General features: G+C 69.2%; 26 protein-coding genes. 16 read left to right on the plus strand and 10 right to left on the minus strand.

Annotated elements, in window-relative coordinates; translation table 11 throughout:
- Positions 1-48: 48 nt before the first annotated feature.
- Complete coding sequence (locus AT699_RS12810; RefSeq protein WP_006385291.1) at positions 49-516, minus strand: hypothetical protein; 468 nt, start codon at positions 514-516, stop codon at positions 49-51.
- An 89-nt stretch (positions 517-605) separates the two neighbouring features.
- Between AT699_RS12810 and AT699_RS12815 the strand changes: the two genes are divergently transcribed.
- Complete coding sequence (locus AT699_RS12815; RefSeq protein ID WP_024068702.1) at positions 606-1,241, plus strand: DUF2971 domain-containing protein; 636 nt, start codon at positions 606-608, stop codon at positions 1,239-1,241.
- A 67-nt stretch (positions 1,242-1,308) separates the two neighbouring features.
- Here the strand turns inward: AT699_RS12815 and AT699_RS12820 are convergent, their stop codons facing one another.
- The gene (locus tag AT699_RS12820) at positions 1,309-2,268 is read right to left on the minus strand and encodes an NAD(P)/FAD-dependent oxidoreductase (protein WP_020927443.1); all 960 of its coding nucleotides are present in this window, start codon (positions 2,266-2,268) and stop codon (positions 1,309-1,311) included.
- 92 nt (positions 2,269-2,360) lie between these two features.
- Between AT699_RS12820 and AT699_RS12825 the strand changes: the two genes are divergently transcribed.
- Positions 2,361-2,807, plus strand: coding sequence for an Rrf2 family transcriptional regulator (locus AT699_RS12825; RefSeq protein WP_006385294.1), 447 nt, complete (start codon positions 2,361-2,363; stop codon positions 2,805-2,807).
- A 128-nt stretch (positions 2,808-2,935) separates the two neighbouring features.
- Positions 2,936-4,063, plus strand: a complete 1,128-nt coding sequence (locus AT699_RS12830) for an acyl-CoA dehydrogenase family protein (protein WP_006385295.1) — start codon at positions 2,936-2,938, stop codon at positions 4,061-4,063.
- 10 nt (positions 4,064-4,073) lie between these two features.
- Here the strand turns inward: AT699_RS12830 and AT699_RS31505 are convergent, their stop codons facing one another.
- The 6 genes from AT699_RS31505 to AT699_RS12860 form a co-directional block, all read right to left on the minus strand.
- The gene (locus AT699_RS31505) at positions 4,074-6,026 is read right to left on the minus strand and encodes a tetratricopeptide repeat protein (protein WP_024068703.1); all 1,953 of its coding nucleotides are present in this window, start codon (positions 6,024-6,026) and stop codon (positions 4,074-4,076) included.
- Positions 6,027-6,045: 19 nt separating this feature from the next.
- Positions 6,046-6,432, minus strand: coding sequence for a DUF2784 domain-containing protein (locus AT699_RS12840; protein WP_006384555.1), 387 nt, complete (start codon positions 6,430-6,432; stop codon positions 6,046-6,048).
- A 94-nt stretch (positions 6,433-6,526) separates the two neighbouring features.
- Complete coding sequence (locus AT699_RS12845; RefSeq protein WP_054443458.1) at positions 6,527-7,102, minus strand: restriction endonuclease; 576 nt, start codon at positions 7,100-7,102, stop codon at positions 6,527-6,529.
- Positions 7,099-7,323 (minus strand): RNA-binding S4 domain-containing protein, encoded by a 225-nt coding sequence (locus tag AT699_RS12850; protein ID WP_024068705.1) that lies wholly within the window; start codon positions 7,321-7,323, stop codon positions 7,099-7,101. Before AT699_RS12850 ends, AT699_RS12845 begins: the two co-directional genes overlap by 4 nt.
- Before the next feature lie 34 nt (positions 7,324-7,357).
- Positions 7,358-8,041 (minus strand): DUF502 domain-containing protein, encoded by a 684-nt coding sequence (locus tag AT699_RS12855; protein ID WP_024068706.1) that lies wholly within the window; start codon positions 8,039-8,041, stop codon positions 7,358-7,360.
- 124 nt (positions 8,042-8,165) lie between these two features.
- Complete coding sequence (locus AT699_RS12860) at positions 8,166-8,633, minus strand: winged helix-turn-helix transcriptional regulator (protein WP_006385298.1); 468 nt, start codon at positions 8,631-8,633, stop codon at positions 8,166-8,168.
- A gap of 135 nt (positions 8,634-8,768) precedes the next feature.
- Here AT699_RS12860 and AT699_RS12865 point away from each other — a divergent pair, with 135 nt between their 5' ends.
- The 5 genes from AT699_RS12865 to AT699_RS12885 all read left to right on the plus strand — a co-directional run bounded on the left by AT699_RS12865 (position 8,769) and on the right by AT699_RS12885 (position 15,314).
- Positions 8,769-10,070: a D-amino acid dehydrogenase gene (locus tag AT699_RS12865; protein ID WP_006385299.1), complete on the plus strand. Its 1,302-nt coding sequence runs from the start codon at positions 8,769-8,771 to the stop codon at positions 10,068-10,070.
- A 182-nt stretch (positions 10,071-10,252) separates the two neighbouring features.
- Positions 10,253-11,380 (plus strand): metallophosphoesterase family protein, encoded by a 1,128-nt coding sequence (locus AT699_RS12870; protein ID WP_054443560.1) that lies wholly within the window; start codon positions 10,253-10,255, stop codon positions 11,378-11,380.
- Positions 11,377-14,004 (plus strand): AAA family ATPase, encoded by a 2,628-nt coding sequence (locus tag AT699_RS12875; RefSeq protein WP_024068708.1) that lies wholly within the window; start codon positions 11,377-11,379, stop codon positions 14,002-14,004. The genes AT699_RS12870 and AT699_RS12875 overlap by 4 nt, the downstream gene beginning before the upstream one ends.
- A gap of 59 nt (positions 14,005-14,063) precedes the next feature.
- Positions 14,064-14,276 (plus strand): hypothetical protein, encoded by a 213-nt coding sequence (locus AT699_RS12880; RefSeq protein ID WP_024068709.1) that lies wholly within the window; start codon positions 14,064-14,066, stop codon positions 14,274-14,276.
- Between the two features lie 165 nt (positions 14,277-14,441).
- Positions 14,442-15,314, plus strand: a complete 873-nt coding sequence (locus AT699_RS12885) for a DMT family transporter (RefSeq protein WP_006388129.1) — start codon at positions 14,442-14,444, stop codon at positions 15,312-15,314.
- Between the two features lie 11 nt (positions 15,315-15,325).
- On the opposite strand, the gene AT699_RS12890 is transcribed toward AT699_RS12885, so the two are convergent.
- Complete coding sequence (locus tag AT699_RS12890) at positions 15,326-16,207, minus strand: hypothetical protein (protein ID WP_006388130.1); 882 nt, start codon at positions 16,205-16,207, stop codon at positions 15,326-15,328.
- Between the two features lie 504 nt (positions 16,208-16,711).
- A complete protein-coding gene (locus AT699_RS12895; protein WP_024068711.1) occupies positions 16,712-17,698 on the minus strand; it encodes a Bug family tripartite tricarboxylate transporter substrate binding protein in 987 nt (328 codons plus the stop codon).
- 551 nt (positions 17,699-18,249) lie between these two features.
- Here AT699_RS12895 and AT699_RS12900 point away from each other — a divergent pair.
- The 8 genes from AT699_RS12900 to AT699_RS12935 all read left to right on the plus strand — a co-directional run bounded on the left by AT699_RS12900 (position 18,250) and on the right by AT699_RS12935 (position 25,922).
- Positions 18,250-21,165 carry a monovalent cation/H+ antiporter subunit A gene (locus AT699_RS12900; protein WP_024068713.1) on the plus strand — a complete coding sequence of 972 codons (2,916 nt, stop codon included), beginning with the start codon at positions 18,250-18,252 and terminating at the stop codon, positions 21,163-21,165.
- The gene (locus tag AT699_RS12905; protein ID WP_006227452.1) at positions 21,165-21,509 is read left to right on the plus strand and encodes a Na+/H+ antiporter subunit C; all 345 of its coding nucleotides are present in this window, start codon (positions 21,165-21,167) and stop codon (positions 21,507-21,509) included. The genes AT699_RS12900 and AT699_RS12905 overlap by 1 nt, the downstream gene beginning before the upstream one ends.
- Positions 21,506-23,137: a monovalent cation/H+ antiporter subunit D gene (locus tag AT699_RS12910; RefSeq protein ID WP_006388134.1), complete on the plus strand. Its 1,632-nt coding sequence runs from the start codon at positions 21,506-21,508 to the stop codon at positions 23,135-23,137. The genes AT699_RS12905 and AT699_RS12910 overlap by 4 nt, the downstream gene beginning before the upstream one ends.
- Positions 23,137-23,619, plus strand: coding sequence for a Na+/H+ antiporter subunit E (locus tag AT699_RS12915; RefSeq protein WP_006388135.1), 483 nt, complete (start codon positions 23,137-23,139; stop codon positions 23,617-23,619). The genes AT699_RS12910 and AT699_RS12915 overlap by 1 nt, the downstream gene beginning before the upstream one ends.
- Complete coding sequence (locus AT699_RS12920) at positions 23,616-23,897, plus strand: K+/H+ antiporter subunit F (protein ID WP_006388136.1); 282 nt, start codon at positions 23,616-23,618, stop codon at positions 23,895-23,897. The genes AT699_RS12915 and AT699_RS12920 overlap by 4 nt, the downstream gene beginning before the upstream one ends.
- Positions 23,894-24,232 (plus strand): monovalent cation/H(+) antiporter subunit G, encoded by a 339-nt coding sequence (gene mnhG / locus AT699_RS12925; protein WP_006388137.1) that lies wholly within the window; start codon positions 23,894-23,896, stop codon positions 24,230-24,232. Before AT699_RS12920 ends, mnhG begins: the two co-directional genes overlap by 4 nt.
- A gap of 231 nt (positions 24,233-24,463) precedes the next feature.
- Positions 24,464-24,961: a hypothetical protein gene (locus tag AT699_RS12930; RefSeq protein ID WP_024068714.1), complete on the plus strand. Its 498-nt coding sequence runs from the start codon at positions 24,464-24,466 to the stop codon at positions 24,959-24,961.
- 112 nt (positions 24,962-25,073) lie between these two features.
- Positions 25,074-25,922, plus strand: a complete 849-nt coding sequence (locus tag AT699_RS12935) for an HAD family hydrolase (RefSeq protein ID WP_024068715.1) — start codon at positions 25,074-25,076, stop codon at positions 25,920-25,922.
- Positions 25,923-25,930: the final 8 nt, after the last annotated feature.

Here is a 25,930-nt window from a genome sequence, read left to right on the forward strand (position 1 = left end):
CTGGGCAAGCCGGCCTTCAACCACTGCTGTCGTGAAGGCCGCTGCCCGCTAGCGCGCCGAGTTCTGGCGGTTGGCCTGTTCGGCGGCCCGTCTCCTGGCCGCCGCCTTCGGCCCGTCGCGCAGCGCGACGTAATTGCAGTAACGCGCGAAGTCCTTCCTGGCCAGCGCCAGGTACAGCCCTGTGGCCACCATGGCGGCACTGCACACAAAGCGGTGCAGCCAGATGTCGATCGAATAGGGCATCAGCGAGGTCGTCAGGTACATGACCAGCACACCGAAGCCCAGCAACGATATCATCAGCAGCCACCGCGCCCATTCGCTGCCACGGTACAGCCCGGCCAGCAGCAGTCCGGGCACGATCAGCTTGAGCAGGGGCGAGAGCTGGCCGCGCAGCAGCGGCATGAGGTCATAGCTGAGGGTGACCAGCGTGCCCGCCAGGACGATGTACCAGAACCGCTGACTGGTAGGCGCGTGGCGCCGGGTAGCTTGCCTTCCTTCACCATTGTTCTGCTGCATGGGGTCTCCTTTTGGCAAGGGGCCAGTGTAACGTCGTGCCGGCGGCGATGCGGGTAGACTGGCGGCTGGGTTTTCACCGGAGCACCGCCTTGGCCACCTCGCTGCGCAGATACACCGAGCTTCCCTACCTGATCGACTACCTGCAGTCGGGCGAACTGGCGCTGCTCAATCCGAAGGCGTGGGACGACCGCAATGATTCCTTCTACATCGAGGAATACGCGCGCGCCAAGCGCCTGCTGGGCATCTATGCGCTTTGCCTGGCCGAGGCCTCCGAGACCTACCACCACTGGCGCGTGTTCTCGCATGGCAGCGGCGGCGTCTGCATCGAATTCGACAAGGAAAAGCTGATCGAGCAGGTGAGGGCGGTGCCCGACCTGCGGGCCGAAGCGGTGCAGTACCGCACCATCAAATCGCTGCGCGAGCAGCCGCCGGCCGAGGCCGACCTGCCGTTCCTCAAGCGCCATGCCTTTCGCGATGAAAAGGAATTCCGCCTGTTCGTCTGCCGCAAGATGCGCGACACGCCGGTGCTGCGCATCCCGGTTTCGCCCGCGACCATCAAGCGCGTCACGCTCAGTCCGTGGCTGCCGGCCACGGTCTGCGACCAGGTCAAGAAGGCGCTGAAATCGATCAAGGGCTGCGAGAAACTGCGCGTGTTCCGTTCGACGCTGGTCGAGAACGAGGACTGGAAGAAATTCGCCAGCGCCGGCCGCAAGGATCCGGCATGACGGATGCCCGCGACACGGCGGACGCCGCGCTCTGTCATCGGCCCCACGACACGGTCCGCGCAGGCGCCTACACCGGCCGGCTGGCCTGCGCGCGCCAGCATTTGACGGGGTCTTCGCGCACCAGCGACTGGTGCACGCCCACGCCCGCCATGACGCCCGAAGCGCTGGCCAGCGTGGCGTTGCCCATCTGCAGGCTGGCGTCGCCCGCCGCATAGACGCCGGGCACCGTGGTCTGCTTGAAATCATCGACCCGCAGGTAAGGCCCCAGCAATCCCTCATCGAAGGCGCAGCCCAGTTGCATCGCCAGCGGACTGGCCATGTGCACGCGGCTGGCGACGAACAGCGCGTTGACCAGCAGGCGGCGGCCATCGGCCAGTTGCACCGCGTCGATCCGGGGTGCCGGACCCAGCAGCAGCGCCACCGGCGTGCGCTCGATGCGCACGCCGCGGGCGGCGAGCAGCGCGGCCTGCTCGGCGTCCGGCTCGAACTCGCCCTGGGTGAAATAGGTGGTCGGCCCCCAATCGGGCAGCAGCGCCGCCTGGTGCGAGGACATGGGGTGGGCGGCCAACACGCCGAGCGGCTGGTCGGCCACTTCATAGCCATGGCAATAGGGGCAATGCAGCACCGTCCGGCCCCAGCGTTCGCGCAGGCCGGGCAGGTCGGGCAGTTCGTCGCGCACGCCGATGGCCAGGATCAGGCGGGCGCCGCGCAGTTCGCGGCCGTCCTCCATGGTGACGGCGAAGCGGCCCGACTCGCCGCTGGCGTGGGCGGCGGCGCCGTCGATGAAATCCACGCTGCGGTAGGCGGCCAGTTGGGCGCGCCCCACGGCCACGATCTCGGCCGGTGTCTTGCCGTCCTGGCCCAGGAAGCCGTGCGAGTGCACGGCGTAGCGGTTGCGCGGCAGGCCGGCATCCACCAGCGCGATGCGGCGGCGGGCGCGGGCCAGCTGCATGGCGGCCGACAGGCCGGCGAAGCTGCCGCCGATGATGATGGCGTCGTAGCAAGGGGGCAGTTTTTCAGGCTTCATGGGTTTCTCGATACTTTAAAAGTTGCATGATACGGCGGGGCGCGTGGTCACGCAACTTATAATGTTTCAAACCATGAACCAGGAGTCTTTCCATGCGCAGCGATAACCGCCTGTCCCGCATGCTGCACGTGCTGCTGCACATGGCGGAGCAGGATGCGCCGCTGACCTCCGAGACCATCGGCAAGATGCTGAACACCAATCCCGTGGTGGTGCGGCGCATGATGTCCGGCCTGCGCGAACGCGGCTACGTGCAATCGGAAAAGGGCCACGGCGGCGGCTGGGTGCTGACGCGCCCGTTGGCCGAACTGACCTTGCTGGACGTGTACCAGGCGCTGGGCGAGCCGCCGATCTTCGCGCTCGGACTGGACCAGAGCGAACCCAAGTGCCTGGTGGAGCAGGCCGTCAACGCCGGGCTCGAAGGCGCGATGGCCGAGTCGCGCCGGCTGCTGCTGGAACGCTTCGCCACGATCCGCATGGACCAGCTGGCGCGGGACTTCCAGGAACGGCTCAAGCTGCATCCGCACTGCCCGGAGCGCTAGCGGGCACGGCGCCGGTGTATTCTCGCAATCGTGCCGCGCCCGCATCCCGGGCCGCCGGCCCGCGCAAGAGAACACGGACGGCGTCCACCCGCGCCAGTCCGGCACTGCCCGACCAGGAGACATCGAACATGCTATTGACCGAAGAACAGCTCAGCGTCCAGGACATGGCGCGCCGTTTCGCGCAGGAACGCCTGGCGCCCAATTCCGAGCGCTGGGACCGCGAACACCACTATCCGGCCGACGCCATCCGCGAGATGGCCGACCTGGGATTTTTCGGCATGCTGGTGCCGGAGGAATGGGACGGCAACGCCAGCGGCTACCTGTCATACGCCGTGGCGCTCGAGGAGATCGCGGCTGGCAACGGCGCCTGCTCGACCATCATGAGCGTGCATAATTCGGTTGCCTGCATGCCGATCCTGAAGTACGGCAGCGACGCGCAGAAAGACCAGTTCCTGCGGCCGCTGGCCACGGGCGCCGCCATCGGCGGTTTCGCGCTGACCGAGCCACAGGCCGGCTCCGACGCCAGCAGCCTGCGCACCCGCGCGGTGCGCGACGGCGACCACTACGTGCTCAACGGCGCCAAGCAGTTCATCACCTCGGGCCGCACGGGCCAACTGGTGATCGTGTTCGCGGTCACCGATCCGCAGGCGGGCAAGCGCGGCATCTCGGCCTTCATCGTGCCGACCGACACGCCGGGCTACCAGGTGGTGCGGGTCGAGGACAAGCTCGGCCAGCATCTGTCGGACACCTGCCAGATCGCCTTCGAGGATATGCGCATTCCCGCCGCGTGGCGGCTGGGCGAGGAGGGCGAGGGCTACAAGATCGCGCTGTCGAACCTGGAGGGCGGGCGCATCGGCATTGCCTCGCAGTCGGTCGGCATGGCGCGCGCGGCGTTCGAATGCGCGCGCGATTACGCCCGTGACCGCCAGGCCTTCGGCAAGCCCATCATGGAGCACCAGGCGGTGTCGTTCCGGCTGGCCGACATGGCCACGCAGATCCACGCGGCGCGCCAGATGGTGCTGCACGCGGCGGCGTTGCGCGAGGCCGGCAGGCCGGCGTTGACCGAGGCCTCGATGGCCAAGCTGTTCGCCTCCGAGATGGCCGAGAAGGTCTGCTCGGCCGCGATCCAGACGCTTGGTGGCTACGGCTACCTGGCGGACTTTCCGGTGGAACGCATCTACCGCGACGTGCGCGTGTGCCAGATCTACGAAGGCACCAGCGACATCCAGCGGCTGGTGATCGCGCGCGCCCTGTAGAAGCGCGCGATCAGTCCAGCAAGGCCTGCACCGCGGCTTGCGCCGACGCTTCCAGTGGCTGCTCGCGTTGCAGCCGCGCAATCCTTTCCTCGAACTCGGCCGCCACATCCGGCCGCACCTTCTTCATGGCGCGCACCGTCTGCGCCAGCAGCAGGCGCGCATTGACGCTGCGCGGAAAGTCCAGGCACTGGCGCAGGTTGCCGTCGAGGATTTCGCGTTCGCCATTGAGCTGGCCCGGCTGGTCCGGATTGGCGCCGTTGCAACGCACCGCCAGCAGCTGTTCCAGGCGCAGCAGGTAGTACGGGAAGGCCGCGCCGTCGGGCACCGTGTAGTTGTCCGGCGCCGTCAGCGGCGCCTGCGCGGTGGCTCGGCCCACCAGCGCCACCAGTTCCTCGGTCAGGCGCTGGAGCGCGGCGGTGGGATCGGCCATCGGGAATTCGGCCGACAGGGCGCCGATGCATTCGGCGTCCTCGGTGCGCACCACGCGCACTTCGGCGCGCCACGGTTCGGCCACGGTGACCAGGTGCGAGATCACCACGTAATCGCTCTGCGTCTCGCATTGCTGCGCGTAGCCGATGGCATCGGTGTCGTCCCAGGCCGCGCCGCTCAGCAGGAAGCCGGGATGCGGTTCGGTCAGCCACGGCACCAGCGTCTGCGTGCGCAGGCCGCAGCGCAGCGCCAGTTGTTCGTTGAAGTACAGCGGCAGCGCGCGGCTCAGGCGGCCGGTGGCGTCGGCCAGTTGCCGCTCGGCGCGCTCGGGCGCGGCGCCGATCTCGGCCGAGCCGCCCAGGAACGACACCAGCGGACGGTCGGGCGTCACCGGCGTGAACAGCGCCGCGGCGGGCGAGTCGGGCGTCAGCCAGACCGGGCCGCGGCCCAGCAGCATCGCCAGCCGCATCTGCGCCGGTTCGGTGGCGCCGTCACCCAGCGCGGCGCGCGCCAGTTCGGTGTCCCAATAGGCCAGGTTGTCCTTCCAGTCGGGGCGCTGCTGCGCGTAGAGCTGGTCGAGGATGGCGCGGGCCTGGTCGGGCCGGCCCAGTTCGACGTAGGCGCGGATCAGGTTGTTGCCTACCTGGATGCCGTGCAGCGCGGCATCGAAGCGCGGCCCGGCCAGTTGCACGATCGGCTCGATCGCGCCGGCGTTGCCCAGGTCGCCGCTCATCTGCGCCAGCAGGTCGGCGGGCGCGGGCGTGCCGGCGCGGGCCAACGACTCTTCATACATCGCGATCGCGCCGGACAGGTTGTGCGCGCCCAGTTCGCCGTGCGCCAGCCACAACTGCGCGCGCCAGCTGCCGGGCAGGGCGGCAACCTTGCGCATGGCGGCCACGCCGGCGGCATCGCCGCCGTGTTCGCGGTGGATGGCCTCGTACCAGCCCAGGCCGTTATCCTGGTTGGGATCCAGCTTCAGCGCATGCCACAGCGTGGCCAGGGCGCCGGCCTCGTCGCCGCGCTCGTCCTGGATCTTGGCCAGGTTGGTCAGGACGATGCCGGTCTCGCCGTGCGCGGCCATGAAATCCCGCAGCACGCGTTCGGCGTCGTCGAGCCGGCCGGTCTTCATGTAGACGATGGCCTGCAGCACCACGCCGCGCTCGGCGCCCGGCTGCAGTTCGACCAGTCGGTCGGCGGGCCTGACCATTTCATCGATGAAGCCGTCGCCGAGCGACTGGATGATCAGGCCGGCGAGCGAGTCGGGGTCGTCCCAGTGGCGCTCGACGGCGCCGGCCAGCACGTTGTCGCGCCACTGGTCGCGCGGCACGAAGATTTCGCGGCCATAGGCGTCGTAGGCGCGGATCATGTCGGCCTGGCTGTCCGGCGCGGAGGCCGGCTCGGAGTCGGGTTCGGAAATGGGTTCGGAAATGGGTTCGGAAATCGGTTCGGGAACCGACGCCGCATCGGCCGCGGGCGCGGCGCATTCATCGGCGGGGGCGGCTTGCTTGCCGAGCAGTTTCTTCAGGAAGCTCATGGGATGTCGTGTCCAGGATTCAGGCGCCCAGCGCGCGGGCGCGGCGGGCCAGGCGGCGGCGCGCCCAGAGGGTGTAGATGACGAGGTTGCCAACGACCAGCAGCAGCGCCAGCGCGATCTGGATGCCGCGCGTCAGGCCGTCCGGGTAGATCAGCGCCAGCACGTAGTGTTCGATGAAGCCGCCGGCATAGCCTTGCTGGCCGGCCTGCTGCCGCAGCGAGACTTCCAGCGGGGTGAGCGGGCAGACCCAGCCCATGCCGATGACCATCGCGCCCCAGGCCAGCGCCGGCAGGTGCAGGTAGGCCACGCGCCAGCGCCACAGCGCCAGCAGGCCGCCGAACACCACGAAGGCGACGAACAGGCCGTGCACGATCAGGACGGCGTCGGCCAGCAGGCGAGGAATCATGCGGCAGGTCCTCCGAGGTTGGCATCCGCGCCGCCGGGCATTGCGCCCGCGGCGGCGGGGATCGGCGACCGGGCGCGCGGCCCGGCGCCGCGGGTCAGGGTTTCAGGTCGCGCAGCAGCTTGGCCAGTTCCGGCGCCGTCATCAGCGACACGCCCTGGGCGCGGGCGTACTGCAACGCGTTGTCGGACACCTCGCCCAAGGCGATATAGATGGCTTCGCGCGCGCCGCGCTTTTCGCGCGCGGCCTGCAGTTCGCGCAACGGCTCGACGCCGACGCGCGCGGCCTTCCAGCGCTTGGCGCCGACCATGGCGACGTGGCCATCCTTGGTCAAGGCGAAATCGGCGCCTGGCCCTTGCAGCCGTTCGACCTCGCAGCCGTCGCGCCGAAAACCGGCCTCGACCGTGGCGGCGAACTGCTGCCACGACATGGCCGCGGCGGCCTGCGCCACGGCCTCGACGCGCGCGCCCGACGGCGCGCGCAACTGCTTGTAGGCCGCCATGATGGCGATCACGGCGAACGGCACCGCGGCAAACACGCCCATCGCCGCATACTCCAACGGCAACGCGGCAAAACCGCCGACCGACAGCAGCAGCGCCACGCCGGCGCTCATCCACCACGGCGAGCGCAGCAGCACCGCGAAGATGGAGTTCTGCGACATCCTGAACTTCATGGCGCGCGCACCACGATACGGACGTCGCCGCAGGTGACGATCTGGCCGGGACGGATCTTGGCCGTCTTGCGGCTTTCGACCACCCCGCCCACGCTTACGTGGCCTTCGGCCACCAGCATCTTGCCGGCGCCGCCGCTGTCGCAGACCCCGGTGGCCTTGAGCAGTTGGTTGACTTCAATAAAGGGGCTGCCTTCGGCAAGCGTGAATTCGATGATGGGCATGGAACGGACGGGCGTTGAATGAGGAGCGGGCGGTTCAGGCCCGGCCGCCGGGGACATTGCCGCCAGCGGGCGGAGCCGGCGGGGCGGGCGGCATCGGCGGCACGTCGGCCGGCGCCACGGGGCGGCCGCTGGGGGTTTCGGCGCGCGCCATCCAGGCGATCAGCGACGAGCGCATGGCTTCCTCGACCGACATCTGGATCGGCTGCACCCATTCCTGCGGCACGAACACGGTGTAGCCCCCGATCATATAGCCCATCGGCAGGTACACGGCCACGCGCTCGCCCTGCGTGAAGCCTTCCGGCAGGCCTTCCAGGTTGCGGCGCGTCACCAGGCCGACCAGCTCCAATTGCTGGCCCGGCACGCGCAGGATCACCACCTGCTGGGCGGTGGCCTTGGAACTGGGCGAGAAGTAGTCGGCGAAGCTCTTGAGCGACGAATAGATGCTCTTGACCACCGGCAGGTTGGTGAAAGGCATTTCCAGCAACGCCATCACGCGCTTGACGCGTTCCTTGGACACCAGGTAGCCGATCGCCAGGATGCCGAGGATGCCCAGCAGCAGGCCCAGGCCGGGGAAGTAGAAGCCGCCGATGAACGGGCGCAGGAAGGTCAGCGCCACCGCCTCGGTCCAGGCCAGGAAGATGTAGAGCAGGTAGATCGTCAACGCCAGCGGCAGGACGGTGATCAATCCGCGGAAGAAGTACTTGTAGAGACGGGTCATAGAGTCACGGGGCAAAGAAATCGGGGCCAGGTCAGCGGGACCGGGGCGGGCGCCGGGCGCGGACAGGGAGGGCCGCAGCATAGCAGCAGGTGGCGCGCCTGCCGGTAACAAGACGCGGGAATTGCTACCGGTCGACGGGCAGGAACAGCGTCTCCTTGATCTCCTCCATCACCACATAGCTGCGGGATTCGGCCGACGCGGGCAGGCGCTTGAGGATTTCGCCAAGAAGGCGGCGGTATTCATTCATTTCGGTCAGGCGGGCCTTGACCAGGTAGTCGAAATCGCCCGACACCAGGTGGCATTCCATGACCTCGGGCACGTACAGCAGTTCTTTCTTGACCTTGTCGAACACGTCGCCCGACTTGGCCGAGAGCTTGATCTCCAGGAACACCAGCAGGTTCTTGCCGAGCGCCGCCGGATTGACGCGCGCATGGTAACCGGAGATCACGCCTTCGCGTTCCATGCGCTTGATCCGGTCGGAGCAGGGCGTGGCCGACAGGCTGACACGCTCGGCCAGTTCGGTGACGGAAATACGGCCTTCGCGCTGCAGGATATCCAGGATTTTCAGGTCGATACGATCAAGGTCGCGCATTTCACTTCGGACGGGTAAAAAAACAGGGTTGGCCGGGAAAAAGCACTGCCCAATGAAAATCTTCAGTGATTTTCACTGTCATGAGGCTCATAGACTACCGAAATTCCTGACCAAATCCAAACTTCGGAAAGAATCATGCACGTCATCGTCCTCGGCAGCGGCGTCATCGGCACCACCACCGCCTATTATCTGGCCCGCCAGGGAGCCAAAGTGACGGTGCTGGACCGCCAGCCCGGCGCCGCCCAGGAGACCAGCTACGCCAACGCCGGCCAGGTGTCGCCGGGGTATTCCACGCCCTGGGCCGCGCCTGGCATCCCGCTCAAGGCCATCAAGTGGCTGTTCAAGAAGCACGCGCCGCTGGCGATCCGCCTGGACGGCAGCCTGTACCAGCTGAAGTGGATGGCGGCGATGCTGGCCAACTGTTCGGCCGAGCGCTACGCGGTCAACAAGGAACGCATGCTGCGCCTGGCCGAGTACAGCCGCGATTGCCTGCGCGAGCTGCGCGCCGACACCGGCATCCATTATGAAGAGCGCGCCCGCGGCACGCTGCAGCTGTTCCGCACCGAGGCGCAGATGGAAGCCGCGCGCCGCGACATCGCGGTGCTGGAAGAGGTCGGCGTGCCCTACGAGCTGCTGGACCGCAACCGCCTGGTCACCGCCGAGCCGGCGCTGGCGCGTTCCCTGCACAAACTGGCCGGCGGCCTGCGCCTGCCGAACGACGAAACCGGCGACTGCCGCCTGTTCACCACCCGCCTGGCCGAAATGGCCGCGGCGCTGGGCGTGGAGTTCCGCTACAACCAGTCCGTCACCGGCCTGAACACCGCCGGCGGCCAGGTGACCGGCGTGCGCGTCGGCAACGAGGTCCTGACGGCCGACCGCTACGTCGCCGCGTTCGGCAGCTATACGCGCGGCTTCCTGGAGCCGCTCGGCCTGGACCTGCCGGTGTACCCGGTCAAGGGCTATTCGCTCACCATCCCCATGAAGGACGAGGCCGCCGCGCCGGTCTCGACCATCCTGGACGAAACCTACAAGATCGCCGTCACCCGCTTCGACGACCGCATCCGCGTCGGCGGCATGGCCGAGCTGTCGGGCTTCGACCTGCGCCTGAAGGACGCGCGCCGCAAGACGCTGGAGCTGGTGGTCAATGACCTGTTCCCGGGCAGTGGCGACGTGGCCCGCGCCGAGTTCTGGACCGGCCTGCGCCCGATGACGCCGGACAGCACGCCCGTGGTCGGCCCGACCCGCTACGGCAACCTGTTCCTGAACACCGGCCACGGCACGCTGGGTTGGACCATGGCCTGCGGCTCCGGCAAGCTGGTGGCCGACCAGGTCCTGGGCCAGCGTCCGCAGATCCGCACCGACGGCCTGGCGCTGTCGCGCTACGACCGCCACGCCCCGGCCGAACGGCCGCTGGTGCTGGGCGGCAAGGGCGCCTGAGTCCGGCCCGATCCCCGCACGCGTTTCCTTCGGCGCCGGCCAAAAGCCGGCGTCTCGACGGCCCGCCCGGCGCACAATGCCGGCCGGGCCGTTGTTCCGTCGGGGCGCGGGCGGATGCTTTTGCGACAGCTTGCGCCCTGCCGATGTTCCTGGCGGCCGCCGCCGGCCTCTACAATCCCCGCATGACCCATTTCCTGCACACCGCCGATTGGCAGATCGGCCGCCAGTACGGCCAGTTCGAAACCGATGACGCCGCCTTGCTGGCCGAGGCCCGCTTCGATGCCGTGGCGCGCATCGCCGCGTTGGCCGCCGAGCGCCAGGTCGACGCGGTGCTGGTGGCCGGCGACGTGTTCGATACGCAGGGCGTGTCCGACCGTACCATCCGCCGCCTGTTCGCGGCGCTGGCCGCCTATGCCGGCCCCTGGGTCATGATCGCCGGCAACCACGACGCGGCGCTGGCCGACAGCGTCTGGAGCCGCGCCGCGCAACTGGGCTGCATTCCGCCCAATGTGCGGGTGCCGCCGCGCCCCGGCGTGGTCGACCTGGCGGCGCAGAACCTCGCGGTGCTGGCCGCGCCGCTGACCCAGCGCCATACCTACGACGACGTCACCCAGGCCTTCGACGCCATGGAGTCCGAACCGGGTCGCATCCGCGTGGGCCTGGCCCATGGCAGCGTGGCCGGGCGCCTGCCGGACACCATCGACGCCACCAACCCCATCGCTCCCGATCGCGCCAGCCGCGCGCGGCTGGAATACCTGGCCTTGGGCGACTGGCACGGCTGCCTGTCCATCGACGAACGCACCTGGTACGCCGGCACGCCCGAACAGGACCGCTTTCGCGGCAACGAACCCGGCTACGTGCTGGACGTGCGCATCGCCGCGCCCGGCGCCACGCCGCAGGTCGAGCGCGTGGCCACCGGCAAGTACCGCTGGTCGGCCTGGACCGAAACGCTGAGCCTGCCGACCGACGCCCAGGCGCTGGCCGAGCGCTTGGCGGCGCTGCGCGCCGAGGACGTGCTGCGGCTGGAGCTGCAGGGCCACGTCAACGTGCCGACCTGGGAGGCGCTGCAACGCGCCGTGGACCAGGCCGCGGCGCAGGCGAGGGCGGTGCTGCCGGACTTTTCCGGCCTGCTGCTCGAACCCGATGACGCCGACCTGGCGCAACTGGGCGCCAGCGGCTACGTCGGCGAAGTGGCGACGCAATTGCAGGCCATGCAGGCCGATCCCGAGCAGGCGGCGGTGGCCGGCGAGGCCTTGCGGCTGCTGCTGCGCTTCCAACGCGAAGGCACCGCCGCGGGAGGCGCGCAATGAAGCTCACGCGCATCGCCCTGGAAGAATTCCGCAAGTTCCGCCAGCCCCTGGTGCTGGATGGCCTGCAGGATGGCCTGAACCTGTTCGTGGGTCCCAACGAGGCCGGCAAGAGCACCGTGGCCGCGGCCATCCGCGCCGCGTTCCTGGAACGCTACAGCACCCGCACCGTGTCCGACCTGGCGCCGCGCGGCGAGAGCGGCGCCCGTCCCGGCGTCGAGCTGGCGTTCAGCCATGGCGGCCATGATTACCAACTGAAGAAGTATTTCCTGTCGCGCGCCCGCTGCGAGCTGCTGATCGACAACGGCGCGCAACGGCTGGAAGGCGAGGAAGCCGAGAACACGCTGGCCGCATTGCTGGGCTTCGAACTGGCCGCGCGCGGCCAGAGCAAGCCCGACCTGGCCGGCGTGCCGGGCCTGCTGTGGATCCAGCAGGGCGACGGCCAGAACCTGCAAACCGCGGCCGGCCATGCCGGCGGCCATTTGCGCGAGGCCCTGACGCAGTTGTCCGGCGAGCTGGCCTCCGGCGACGGCGACCGGCTCTATGAACGCGTGGCCGCCGAGCGCGCCAGCTTGCTGGATGCGCGCAACGGCCGCCCCAAGGGCGTCTACAAGGACGCCGAGGACGCGCTCGCCGCCGCCCAGGCCGAGCGCGACCAATGCGCCCAGGCCAAGGCCCAGCTCGACGCCGACGTCGACCGGCTGGCGGCGCTGCGCGCCGAGCATGCGCGCGCCGAGGCCGGCCAACCCTGGAAGGATCTCGAGGCGCGCGCGGCCGAGGCGCGCGCCCGGCTCGCGGCCGTGGCCAAGGAACGCGAAGCCTTCGAAGGGCTGCAGCGCGAGCAGCGCCAGGCCGCGCAGACCCTCGCGGTGCTGCAGGAGCAGGTGCGCCGCGACCAGCAGGACGAAACCGAGCTGCAGGCCCTGGTGGCGCAGGCGCAGGCCGCCCGCGCCGCCGTCCAGGAGGCGCAGGAGCCGCTGGCCCGCGCCCGGCGGCTCCGGGATACGCACGTTGCCGCCGCCGAGCAGGCGCGCCAGCGGGTCGCGGCGGTGCAGGCGGTGGCCGACCGGCGCGATCTGCAGCAGCAACTCGACCAGCTGGCGCGCGACATCGAACGCCTGGACGGCGCGCTGGAAGAAGCCACCCGCCTGATCGAGCAGGGCTCGACGTTGAAGGCCGAAGCGGTGCGCATCGAAATCGCCGACGCCGATATCCAGGCCCTGCGCAAGAGCGAGCGCGCGCTGGGCGACCTGCAACTGCGCCAGCAGGCCATTGCCACGCGCCTGTCTTATGCGTTCGACGCGGGCCGCGAGGCCCGGCTGGACGGCGCCGCGCTGGCCGGCAACGGCGAGTTGCTGCTGACCGCCGCGGCCGAACTGGAATTGCCCGGCCTGGGGCGTTTGCGCATCGAACCGGGCGGCCAGGACCTGCCGGCGCTCAAGCGCGAACTGGCGCAGATGCAGGCCGCCAGCGCCGCCTTGTTGGCGCGCCTGGGCGCGGCCCACGCGGCCGAGGCCGAGGAACGCCACGCGCGCGGCATCGCCTTGCAGCGCGAGCTGGACGCCATGCGCAAGACGCTGGCGATCCATGCGCCCAAGGGCGTGGACGCGCTGCGCGGCCAGCGCAACGAAGCGCAGGCGCGGCGCGCGCAACTGGCCGAACGGCTGGCACTGCTGCCCCCGGCGGCAGAGGCCGACGACGTCGATCCGCCGGCCGCGCGCCAGGCGTTGCGCGATGCCGAAGCCAGCGCCGCGCAAGCCGAGCAGGCCCTGGCGGCGGTCCAGCGCGCCCTGGATGCCGACGGCGCCCGCGCCCAACTGCTCGAAACCCAGGCCGCCGCGCGCGGCGCCGACCTGCAATCGCCCGAACGCGCGGCGCAGCGCCAGGATCGTGCCGGCCGCCTGGCCGAGGCCCGCAACGGCCACGACCTGCTCGAACAACGCCTGCATCAGGCGCAGGCCGCGCTGGAAGCGCTGCGCCCCGAATTGCTGGAGCAGGACGCGCAACGCTACGAGAAATCCGCCGCCATCGAACGCGACGCCCAGCACAGGCGCCACAGCGAGATCCAGCAACTGCTGGGCAAGCTGGAGCAGGCCGGCGCGCAAGGCCTGGGCGAACGATTGTCCGAAGCCGAGGCCGCCTGCGAACGCCTGCAGCGCCGCCGCGATGAGTTCCAGCGCCGCGCGCAGGCGCTTGAGCTGTTGTCCACCTTGCTGGCCGGCAAACGCGACGCCGCCACCCAGCGCCTGCAGGCGCCGCTGGCCCGCCGTCTGAGCCACTACCTGGCGCTGCTGTTCCCCGAATCGGCGCTGCGCCTGGACGAAGCGCTGTTGCCTGCCGCCCTGCAGCGTGCCGGCGGCGAGGACCCGCTGGACGCGCTCAGCTTCGGCACGCGCGAGCAATTGGGCATCCTGGCGCGCTTTGCCTACGCCGACCTGCTGCGCGAGGCGGGGCGTCCCACGCTGCTGTTGCTGGACGACGCCCTGGTGCACACCGACGACGGCCGCCGCGACCTGATGAAGCGCGCGCTGTTCGATGCCGCCACGCGCCACCAGATCCTGATGTTCACCTGCCATGGCGAGGCCTGGCGCGACCTGGGCGTCGAGCAGCGTCGCATCGGCGCTTGACGCCTGGGCGCCGCGCCGGTAGGCTACGCGGGTTCATCACCGAACCCGACGCGTTTCACATGCCCGACTTCACGCCTTCCGCCGAATCCGCGTTCGCTGCCCGCGCAGCCGGCGCCGGCCTGCGCGCAAGCCTGCGGCATGGCGTGTCCTCTCCCGTGGTTTCTCCTGTCGTCTCGACGGTCGTATCGCCGCCGGCTGCTCCGCCGCCGCCGTGCGATGTCGTCGCCGGCGTCGTGGGCGCCTATCCGCCCGTGGCCGCCGTCGTCGGCTGACCGCCGCACACCTCCCGCTCCCGCTTTATCGCCTGGATCCGCCGCGCTGATGCGCCGACGCGTCTGCGTCCGCCCGCCGCGCGTCCATGCCTGATTCGTTCCGCGCTTCGCAAGACGCGCGCACGCCGCGGGAGCCTGTTCCATATTCGACAGGTAGAAATTCTCATGTCTTCAAATCGCAATGCGTGGGCCGCCTACGGCTCCACCTCCTTGTTCGTGCTGCTGTGGAGCGGCGGCGCGATCTTCGCCAAATGGGGCCTGGCGCATGCCTCGGCCTTCGGCTTCCTGCTGCTCCGCTTCATTCTGGCCCTGGCGGTGTTGCTGCTGATCTGCGCGGGGCGGCGGCGCTGGCTGCCCGCGCCGGGCACGCGCGGTATCGTCGCGCTGACCGGGCTGCTGCTCATCGGCAGCTATTCCATCTGCTATCTGCTGGCGCTGGACCATGGCATCACGCCGGGCGTGCTGGCCACGCTGCTGGGGGCGCAACCCATCCTGACCCTGGCCCTGCTGGAGCGCCGCTTTCCGCCCATGCGGCTGGCGGGCCTGCTGCTGGCCCTGTGCGGGTTGGCGATGGTGATGTTCCAGAGCATCGGCATGGCGCGTTTCTCGGTGGCCGGCATGGCTTTCGCGTTCGCGGCGCTGGCCAGCATGACGGTCGGCGCCATCCTGCAAAAGCGCGTGCGCCAGGCGCCGATGGACGTGATGCCGCTGCAGTACGTGGTGAGCCTGGCGCTGTGCCTGCTGTTCGCGCCGTTCCAGCCGCTGCATGCGGATTGGAGCGTGGGCTTCATCCTGCCGCTGCTGTGGATGGGCCTGGTGATCTCGGTCGGCGCGACGCTGTTGTTCTACCGCATGATCCAGTCCGGCAACCTGGTCAACGTCACCAGCCTGTTCTACCTGGTGCCGGCGGGCACCGCGGCGCTGGATTACCTGGTGCTCGGCAACCGGCTGTCGCTGCTGAGCCTGGGCGGCATGGCGGGAATCCTGCTGGGTTTGATGCTGGTGCTGCGGGCGCCGGCCGCGCAGCCTGGGAGCTAATATCCCCCGCGCTACGCGTGCGCGGTTTCTTCCTGGCCGGCCCAGTGGCCGCTGACCAGTTGCGCCGGGCGCTCGCGCGCCTGGACCCGGGCGCAGACCGCCCAGGCGTCCAGGCGCACATTCAGGCCGGCATAGACGCCATGGCCGTCGCCCGCCTGGATGCAGCCCTCGGCATGCACGCCTTCGCCGGCGCGGATCGAGCCGTCGGCGCGGATGTCTTCGCCTGCGATCAGGCCCCACCCCGCGGCCAGGTGGCCGCCGCAGGCAATGGTGGCGCCCGCCTGGATGCCGCAGGCGGCATCGATGTCCTTGGCGGCCTGGACGCCGCCGCCGGCCTTGATTCCCTGGCCGCATTTGAGGGCGCCTTGCACCTGCACGTCCTGCCCGGCCCGCAGGTGGCCGGTCACGGCCAGGTCCTGGCCGGCGCAGATGTCCCATTTGGCGCGCACGTTGCCGCGGCAGTCCAGCAGGGTGGCGACCTCGATGCCCCATTCGGCGGAAACGTCGCCGCCCGCGCGCAGGTCGCCGGCGCTGGCGATGTTGGCGCCGGCGGTGATGTTCTCGCCCGCAACGATGGATTCCCCGGCGCGAATGCCGCCGCCGGTGATGATGCTGCGGCCGGCGCGCACCACGCTGTCGACGTTGATGCCCATGCGCACCTCCAGCGTGCCGGCAAAGACGATGGCCTGCGCGTCGAGCGTGTCCAGCTTCAGCACTGCGTCGGTCGGCCCGAACTGGTCCAGCAGCCAGCAGGCGTCGCCCACGCGCCCGTCGGCCACCAGGGCATCGAGGACGGCCTGGTAGTCCCCCTGTCCGTTGTGGTCCCGCAGGAACCATTTGTAGCCTCCCGCGCAGGGATTCTTGGCTTTGACGAATTTCTTGGTGAGTTGCATGGCTCGGTGGCGATCAAGGCGTGGCGCCGCCCGCCGGACGAAGCCGGCGCGCGGACGAAACATGTGGCGAAAACCGCCCGGCCATTCGGCGAGGCGGTTGCGGCGGCCGGCCTGGCGCCTGGCGGTGCGCACGACATGGGGACGTACGGACGTGCTGGCGGCCGGCGGCGGCCGGTACGGACGAGACGGAAGGGAGGGGAGGCGGGCGCTTAGCCGGGCTTGGAGCGCGCGTAGGCGGAACGCGCGGCGACTTCCTGCGAGCTCAACAGGGTCGAGCGCAGGGCGCAAAGGACGCAGGCGGCGTCGGAGAGGCGGGAAAAATCGGTTCGCACGGGCGAAATGGTAGCAGAGCCCGCGCCCGCCATCCGCCGATGTGTCGCGGGCGCCTCGTCCGAATGGTCCGAATCCGCTGATCCGGCCCCCACGCTGCCAGCCTGCGGCGCGGGGGGAGCGGCGGACAGGGAGCCTGCCCGCCGGCTACGCGGCAATGCCTTGCGGCAAGCCTCAGTTGCTCGACTGGATGTTGCGTTCCTTGGCGATGCGCTGGCGCAGCTCCAGTTCACGCTTGATCTGGGCGGCGTATTCGGCCGGCGTGTTGCCGTCGACCAGCGAGCCGCCGTCGGCCAGGCGTTGCGCGATCTTGGGATCCTTCAGCGCCTTGACGGTGGCATCGTGGATGCGGTCGATCACCGCCTGGGGCGTGCCGGCGGGCGCGACCAGGCCGTACCAGGCCATATTGTCCATTTCCGGCAGGCCGCCTTCGGCGAAGGTCGGCACGTCCGGCAGGGCGGGCAGGCGCTTGGGCGCGGCAATGGCCAGGGCGCGCAGCTTGCCGGCCTGGATGTGCGGCATGGACGAGGGCAGGTTGTCGAACTGGGCGTTGACCTGGCCGGCGATCACGTCGTTCAGGGCCGGGCCCGAACCGCGATAGGGTACGTGCACCATGTCGGTCTGGGTCAGCGACTTGAACAGTTCGCCGTCCAGGTGGCCGATGCCGCCGGCGCCCGACGAGGCGTAGCTGTACTTGCCGGGGTTGGCCTTGAGCAGGGCGACGAACTCCGCCACCGACTTGGCCGGCACCGCGGGATTGACGGTCAGCACGTTGGGCACATTCACCATATTGGTGATGGGCGCGAAGTCCTTGAGCGGGTTGTAGGGGGTCTTGGGATTGGTGGCGGGGTTGGTGGCCATGGTGCTGACGGTGGCCACGCCCAGGGTGTAGCCGTCCGGGGTGGAGCGCGCCAGCGCGTCGGCGCCGATCGAGCCGCCGCCGCCGCCGCGGTTTTCCACCACCACGGCCTGGCCGAGTTCACGGCCCAGGCCTTCGGCCACCACACGGGCGACGATGTCGGTGGTGCCCCCGGCCGCGAACGGCACGATCAGGCGGATGGGTTTGTTCGGGTAGGCGTCAGCGGCTTGCGCGGCGCCGCTGAGACAGAGGCCGGCGAGGGCGGTGGCCAGGGCGGCCTTGGCTTGGGACAGCACGGTCAAGAGTCTTCTCCATATTATTGAATCCGAGCCGGCCGGCTTCGATGGCCGGCGTCGGTGAAGCGCGCCGGGCGCGGATGCGGGCCTGGCCGACGCTTCGTGGGCGCCATTCCACACAGTTACACCACCCCGGTCAATCGGGATTCCCCCTGCATCGCATGGGGTATTTGATGCCGCGCAGAAAAGGCCCTGATCGGCGAAGTTGTGGCTAAAAAACGTATGCTGACAATAACTTGAACGAAAACGGGGGCATCATGGGTGCGTAATGAATGCGCATCGAACATGTCGTCATCCCCTCGGTACGTGCATAAATCTCTGCATAACTTACAAGAATCTGATATTTTTCGGATGAGATTCTTGGCCGGTCTTGCAATAAAGCTATTGCGTTTGTTTCTGTCTGCGCCGTTCAATGGGGCGTTGGTCGAAGTCCCCGCGGGGCAACGTGTAGTGCAGCGACGCACCGGGCCAGGGTTCCGTCCGTTTTTCAATCCCCGGTTCGTTTCGTCTCTCGCTGCCGCGCTGGCGGGAGGGGGCCCGGACATTCTCGGAACGCCATGTCGCTGATACTGATCCTCGCTCTGCCGTTTGCCGGCAGCCTGTGCGCCGCGCTGCTGCCTTCCAACGCCCGCAACGCCGAGGCCTGGTTGGCGGGCATCATCGCGCTGGTGTGCGTGGTTCTGGTCGCCAGCCTGTATCCGCAGGTGGCCGATGGCGGCGTGATCCGCGCCGACATGCCCTGGGCGCCCGCGCTGGGGCTGCAATTCACCCTGCGCATGGACGGCTACGCCTGGTTGTTCGCCCTGATCGTCTCGGGCATGGGCGCGCTGGTGGTGCTGTACGCGCGCTATTACATGTCGCCGGAAGACCCGGTGCCGCGCTTTTTCTCGTTCTTCCAGGCCTTCATGGCCGCCATGCTCGGCGTGGTGCTGTCGGGCAACCTGATCCAGCTGGTCATGTTCTGGGAAATGACCAGCCTGGCCTCGTTCATGCTGATCGCCTATTGGCATCACCGCCTCGATGCCCGCCGCGGCGCGCGCATGGCGCTGACGGTGACCGGCGCCGGCGGGCTGTGCCTGCTGGCCGGGGTGCTGATCCTGGGGCACATCGTCGGCAGCTACGACATGGACCGGGTGCTGGCCGCCGGCGACCTGGTGCGCGCCGACCCCTGGTATCCCGCCGTGCTGGTGCTGGTGGCGCTGGGGGCGCTGACCAAGAGCGCGCAGTTCCCGTTCCACTTCTGGCTGCCCAATGCCATGGCGGCGCCCACGCCGGTGTCGGCCTACCTGCATTCGGCCACCATGGTGAAGGCCGGCGTGTTCCTGCTGGCGCGCTTCTGGCCGGTGCTGGCGGGCACCGACGAATGGTTCTGGATCATTGGCGGCGCCGGCCTGATCACCCTGGTGCTGGGCGGCTATGCCGCCATCTTCCAGCAGGACATGAAAGGCGTGCTGGCGTACTCGACCATCAGCCACCTGGGCCTGATCACTTTGCTGCTGGGGCTGAACAGCTCGCTGGCGCTGGTGGCGGCGGTGTTCCACATGGTCAACCACGCCACCTTCAAGGCCTCGCTGTTCATGGCGGCGGGCATCGTCGACCACGAAACCGGCACGCGCGACCTGAGCCGCCTGTCGGGGCTGTACAAGGCCATGCCGATCACGGCCACGCTGGCCATGGTGGCCGCCGCCTCGATGGCGGGCGTGCCGCTGCTCAACGGCTTCATCTCCAAGGAAATGTTCTTCGCCGAGACCACCTTCGTCAGCGGCGACTGGATAACGCGCACCGGCCTGCCGCTGGCGGCCACGGTGGCGGGGGCTTTCAGCGTGGCCTATTCGCTGCGCTTCATCCTGCAGGTGTTCTTCGGCCCGCCGGCCACCGACCTGCCGCGCGCCCCGCACGAGCCGCCCGGCTGGATGCTGGTGCCCAGCGGCCTGCTGGTGCTGATGTGCCTGGTGGTGGGCATCCTGCCGGGCGTGACCCTGGGCCCGTTCCTGGCCACGGCGGCGCGCAGCATCCTGGGCGCTGACATGCCTGAATACAGCCTGGCCGTTTGGCACGGCGTCAACCTGCCGCTGGTGATGAGCTTCGTGGCCATGACCGCGGGCGTGATCCTGTACCTGGCGCTGCGCGCGCACCAGCGCGCCAATCCGGGCCGGGTGCCGTTCATCTACCGCCTGGATGGCCGCCGCTCGTTCGAGGCGCTGCTGGACGGTTCCAGCGTCGCGGCCGCCTGGTTGCTGCGCTGGCTGGCTTCGTCGCGCCTGCAGGTGCAGATGGTGCTGATCGTGCTGGGCACGCTGTTCGTGGCCTGGCTGCCGCTGCGCGCGGGCGGCTGGCTGGACGGCACCGGCCGCCCGGCCCCGGTGGACCCGGCGTTCGCCCTGTTGTGGCTGGTGGGCTGCGTGTGCGCCGTGGCGGCCGCCTACCAGGCCAAGTACCACCGCCTGGCGTCGCTGGCGCTGGCCGGCGGCGCGGGCCTGGTGACCTGTCTCACGTTCGTCTGGTTCTCGGCGCCCGACCTGGCGCTGACGCAACTGTCGGTCGAAGTGGTGACCGTGGTGCTGTTGCTGCTGGGCCTGCGCTGGCTGCCGCGCCGCATCGCGCAGGACGAGGACGAAGGCCTGGGCGCGACGCTGCGGGCCCGTGGCCGCCGCCTGCGCGACCTGCTGCTGGCCACCGCCGCCGGCACCGGCATGGCGGCGCTGGCCTATGCCGTGCTGGTGCGGCCGCAGGGCGAGACCATCTCCTCGTATTTCGTCGACCGCGCGCTGCCCGATGGCGGCGGCACCAACGTGGTCAACGTGATCCTGGTGGACTTCCGCGGCTTCGATACCTTTGGCGAAATCACCGTGCTGGGCATCGTGGCGCTGACGGTCTATGCGCTGCTGCGCCGCTTCCGCCCGGCGCCCGAGAGCGCCGACCTGCCGCGCCAGCAGATCGACCAGGACGGCCCGGTGCCGGCCGCGCCCGACATCAAGTCGGTGGTGCCGACCGGCCCGATGATGGTGCCCACGGTGCTGGTGCGCCTGCTGCTGCCGACCGCGGCGCTGATCTCGGTGTATTTCCTGCTGCGCGGCCACAACCAGCCGGGCGGCGGCTTCGTCGGCGGCCTGATCTTCGCCACCGCCGTGATCCTGCAATACATGGTGGGCGGGGTCTACTGGGTCGAGTCGCGCAGCCGCCTGAACCCGCAGAACTGGATCGGCATCGGCCTGCTGTTCGCCGGAACGGCGGCGGTGGCCGCCTGGCTGGCCTACAAGCCGTTCCTGGCCGCGCTGGCCTGGGACATCGCCTTGCCGCTGGTGGGCCACGTGCACCTGTCCAGCGTGTTGCTGTTCGACCTGGGCGTCTACATGCTGGTGGTCGGATCCACCGTGCTGGTGCTGGTGGCGCTGGCTCACCAATCGCTGCGCGCGCAACGCAAGGCAGCCGCCGAAAGCCAGGCGGCCGCCGCACAAACGGGGGAAGCCTGATGGAATTGATTTACGCCGTCGCGATCGGCGTCCTGGCGGGCTCGGGGGTCTGGCTGCTGCTGCGGCCGCGCACCTTCCAGTTCATCATGGGCCTGTCGCTGGTCTCCTACGCGGTCAACCTGTTCATCTTCGGCATGGGCCGCCTGACCTCGGGCCGTCCGCCGGTGGTGGACCCGGCCATGGCCCATGATCCTTCCTGGTATGCCGATCCGCTGCCCCAGGCGCTGGTGCTGACGGCCATCGTGATCGGCTTTGCCACCACCGCGCTGTTCCTGGTGGTGCTGCTGGCTTCGCGCGGCTTGACGGGCACCGACCACGTCGATGGACGGGAGTCCCAATCTTGAGTTTCTGGCTGCAACATCTTCCCATCCTGCCCATCATCACGCCGCTGCTGGCCGGCGCCGTGATGCTGTTGCTGGCCGACACCAGCCGCTACGCGCGCGGCGCCATCGCCATGGTGTCGACGCTGGCGCAACTGGCCGCCGCCATTGCGTTGCTGGCGGTCGCCGGCGGCGTCGTGCCGGGCGTCTGGCCGGACGGCGTCGGCGTCTACCTGGTGGGCGACTGGCCCGCGCCGTTCGGCATCGTGCTGGTGGTGGACCGCCTGGCCGCGGTCATGCTGACCCTGACCGCGGTGCTGGGCCTGGCCACGCTGACCTACGCGCTGGCGCGCTGGGACCGCGCCGGGGTGCACTTCCATTCGCTGTTCCAGTTCCTGCTGATGGGCCTGAACGGCGCCTTCCTGACGGGCGACCTGTTCAACCTGTTCGTGTTCTTCGAAGTGCTGCTGGCCGCGTCCTATGGGCTGCTGCTGCACGGCTCGGGCGTGGCGCGCGTCAGCGCCGGCCTGCAGTACATCGCCGTCAACCTGGTGGCCTCGTTCCTGCTGCTGATCAGCATCGCGCTGATCTATGGCGTGAGCGGCACGCTCAACATGGCCGACCTGGCGTTGCGCGCCGGCAACCTGACCGGTTCGGACCGCATGCTGTTCGAGGCCGGCGCCGCCATCCTCGGCGTGGCCTTCCTGGTGAAGGCGGGGGCGTGGCCGTTGAACTTCTGGCTGGTCAAGGGCTACGGCTCGGCCGGCGCGCCGATCGCGGCCATGTTCTCGATCATGACCAAGGTCGGCATCTACGCGCTGCTGCGCATCGGTTCGCTGCTGCTGCCCAGCGGCGCGCCGGCCGCGTTCAGCCTGGACTGGATGTTCGCGGCCGGCCTGGCCACGCTGCTGTTCGGCGGCCTGGGCCTGCTGGCCACGCAGCAGCTCGAGAAGATGGTGGGGTATTGCGTCATCGTCTCGGCCGGCACGCTGCTGACGGCGCTGGGCATGCCGGGGGTGACGCTGACGGGCCCGGCGCTGTTCTACCTGATCAGTTCGGTGCTGACCACGGGCGCTTTCTTCCTGCTGGCCGAGCTGATCGAGCGCACCCGCAGCTTCGGCGCCAACGTGCTGGCGGTGACGCTGGACGCCTTCGACCTGGACGACCCGACGTCGGTGAATCGTTCCGACGACGTGGTCGGCGTCGCCATCCCGGCAGCCATGGCTTTCCTGGGGCTGGCATTCATCTGTTGCGCCTTGCTGGTGACCGGGCTGCCGCCGCTGTCGGGTTTCGTGGCCAAGTTCTCGCTGCTGTCGGCGGCGGTTTCCGCCGCCAATGAATCGGCGCCGCCGATGGACGCGTGGATCCTGGTGGCGGCGGTGCTGGTGTCCGGCCTGGCGGGCCTGATCGGCCTGGGCCGCACCGGCATCCGCGTGTTCTGGGCCAGCGACGACCGCAGCACGCCGCGCCTGCGGGTGATCGAAGCCGGGCCGGTGGCCGTCCTGCTGCTGCTGTGCGTGGGCCTGGCGGCGGGCGCGGGCCCGGTGTCGGCCTACCTGGACGACGCCGCGCGTTCGCTGGACCAGCCCAAGAGCTACATCGATGCCGTCATGTCCGCGCAGACGGTGCGCGCCGCGCAAGGAGGCAGCTGATGCGCCGTCTGTATTTCCTTTTCCTGCCGGTGTTCCTGTTCGTCCTGTGGCTGGTGCTGAACGAAAGCCTCTCGGCCGGCCAGATCGCGCTGGGCGTGGCGCTGGCCCTGTGGTTCACCTGGGCCGCGTCGCGCCTGCGTCCGCTGCACGCCAAGCCGCGGCGACTGTGGAAGGCGATTCCGCTGTTCCTGCACGTGACCGCGGACATCATCAAGTCCAACGTCGCGGTCGCCAAGCTCATCCTGAACCCGCGGCCCAACGATTTTTCGCCCGGGTTCATCAAGATCCCCCTGACCATGCGCGACCCGCACGGCCTGGCCATGCTGGCCTGCATCGTCACCTACACGCCCGGCACCGTCTGGGTCGAACTGACCGACGACCACCGTCTCAAGCTGCACGTGCTCGACCTGCAGAACGAGGAAGACTGGGTGCGCCTGGTGCAGGACCGCTATGAGCGCCCCTTGATGGAGATATTCGAATGAACGCCATACTGTATTGGGCGGCGTCCTTTGCCCTGGTGTGCTTTGCGCTGGGCATGGTGTTCGCCACCATCCGCCTGTTGCGCGGCCCCACCGCGCAGGACCGCGTGCTGGCGCTGGACACGCTCTACATCAACGGCATGCTGACCATGCTGGTGTTCGGCATCCGTTCGGGCACGCCGGTCTACTTCGACATCGCGCTGCTGATCGCGCTGTTCGGCTTCGTGGGGTCCACGGCCATGGCGCGCTTCCTGTTGCGCGGCGAGGTGATCGAGCCATGATCGAAACCCTTCCCCTGTGGGCCAGCATTCCGGCCAGCATCCTGCTGGTGCTGGGCGGCCTGCTGGCGCTGACCGGCTCGGCCGGCCTGCTGCGCTTTCGCACTTTCTACGCCCGCATCCATGCGCCGACGCTGGGCAACACCATGGGCTGCGGCTGCGTGCTGGCCGCGTCGATCCTGGTGTTTTCGGCGCTGTCGTCGCGGCCGGTGTTTCATGAAGTGATCATTACACTGCTGCTGATCGTCTCGTCGCCGGTGACGGCGATGCTGCTGATGCGCGCGGCGGTATACCGTAACCGTTTGACCAAGGCCGACGCCGATCTGGACGCGCGCTAGGCGGGCGGGGGCGGAGCAGGGCACGCAAAGGGACGGAACGGAAAAATCCGGCGTCGGGTTGCGCGGGCGCAATGGATATTGCGTCGCAGCATCGGAAACTTCGGCTTACGATTGCACGTTGCTGGACATGTCCCCGTCGTCCCATCGTGGGATAGTTGTATCAAGCAGACGGCGCCGGCCCACGAAGCCGCGTCGTCCCGGGTTCAATCCTCTTTCTCCAAGGAGCTGGCCATGAATGTACGTCCCATGCACACCAAACGCCTTGCGGCATCCCTTTGCGCGGCAGGCCTGATGCTGGCCGCGGGAGCGGCGCAGGCGGCCGATCCGATCGGCCGCGCCGGCATCCAGGCGCAATACGAACAGGATGTGGCGGCTTGCAAGAACGGCAGCACCGGGCAGGAACGCACCGCCTGCATGCGCGAGGCGGGCGCCGCCCGCCAGGAAGCCAATCGCCAGCACCTGAGCGATGGCAGCACCGACCAGCACCAGCAGAACATGGTGGAACGCTGCAACCGCCTGCCGGCCGACTCGCGCCAGGACTGCATCACGCAGATGACTTCGCCGACCCAGGTGCGCGGCAGCGTGCAGGGCGGTGGCGTGCTGCGTGAAACCGTGATCCAGGTGCCGGCCGGCACCGCCGGCACGGTGCCGCCCGCGCCGCCGGCCGCGGCGCCCGGCATGGCGCCCGCCCCGGGCATGGCGCCGCCGCCGGCGCCGATGCGCCAGTAACGGCGCTCGAAGGGCCAGGGGAGGGCGTCATGCCCTTTCCCCGCGCCCCCGGGGCCCGGCCGCCGCCACAATCAGGCAAAATGGCGGCTGTCGCCCTTACTCACGCATATCCATGTCCGACGTCATCGCCCTGATTTTCGACTTCGACGACACGCTGGCCTCGGACAGCACGTCCGGTTTCCTGGAAAGCATCGGGGTGGACACGGCGTCCTTCTGGAAAGACCAGGTCGACCCCCTGCTGTCCAGGCAGGACTGGGATCCCGTTCCGGCCTACCTCTACCAGATGATCCAGCTCTCGCGCGAGGGCAGGCATGGCCTCATCACGCAGCAGCGCCTGCAGGACTGGGGCGCGCGGCTCGAACTGCACGACGGCGTGTCCACGCTGTTCCAGCGCCTGCGCGCCGCGGTGCGGGCCGAGCAGCCGCAGGTGCAGCTGGAGTTCTACCTGATCTCCAGCGGCATCGGCGACGTGGTCCGCTCCACGCCCATCGCCCACGAGTTCACCGAGATCTGGGCCTCCGAATTTACCTATGGCGCCGACGGCGGCATCGAGTTTCCGCGCCGCATCGTCAGCTTCACCGACAAGACGCGCTATCTGTTCCACATCCAGAAGGGCATCATCGGCCGCGATTTCCGCAACAAGCCGTTCGAGGTCAACCGCAAGGTGCCCGAAGACCGCCTGCGGGTGCCGTTCGACCAGATGGTGTTCGTCGGCGACGGCTACACCGACATCCCGTGCTTCTCGCTCATCCGCCGCGCCGGCGGCTTCGCCTTCGGCGTGTGGGATCCGAAGCACCGCGACAAGCGCAGCCGCGCCTGGGGCTTCATCGAGGAAGGCCGGGTATCGAACCTGAACCAGGCGCGCTACGACGAGAACGCCGAGCTTTACCAGTGGCTGGAAGAGGCCGTGACCAGCCTGGCCGGGCGCATCGCGCTCAAGTCGCGGGTGTACCGTGGTTGAGCCGCTCG

The organism is Achromobacter xylosoxidans (genome assembly GCF_001457475.1).
Lineage (GTDB): Bacteria > Pseudomonadota > Gammaproteobacteria > Burkholderiales > Burkholderiaceae_B > Achromobacter > Achromobacter xylosoxidans.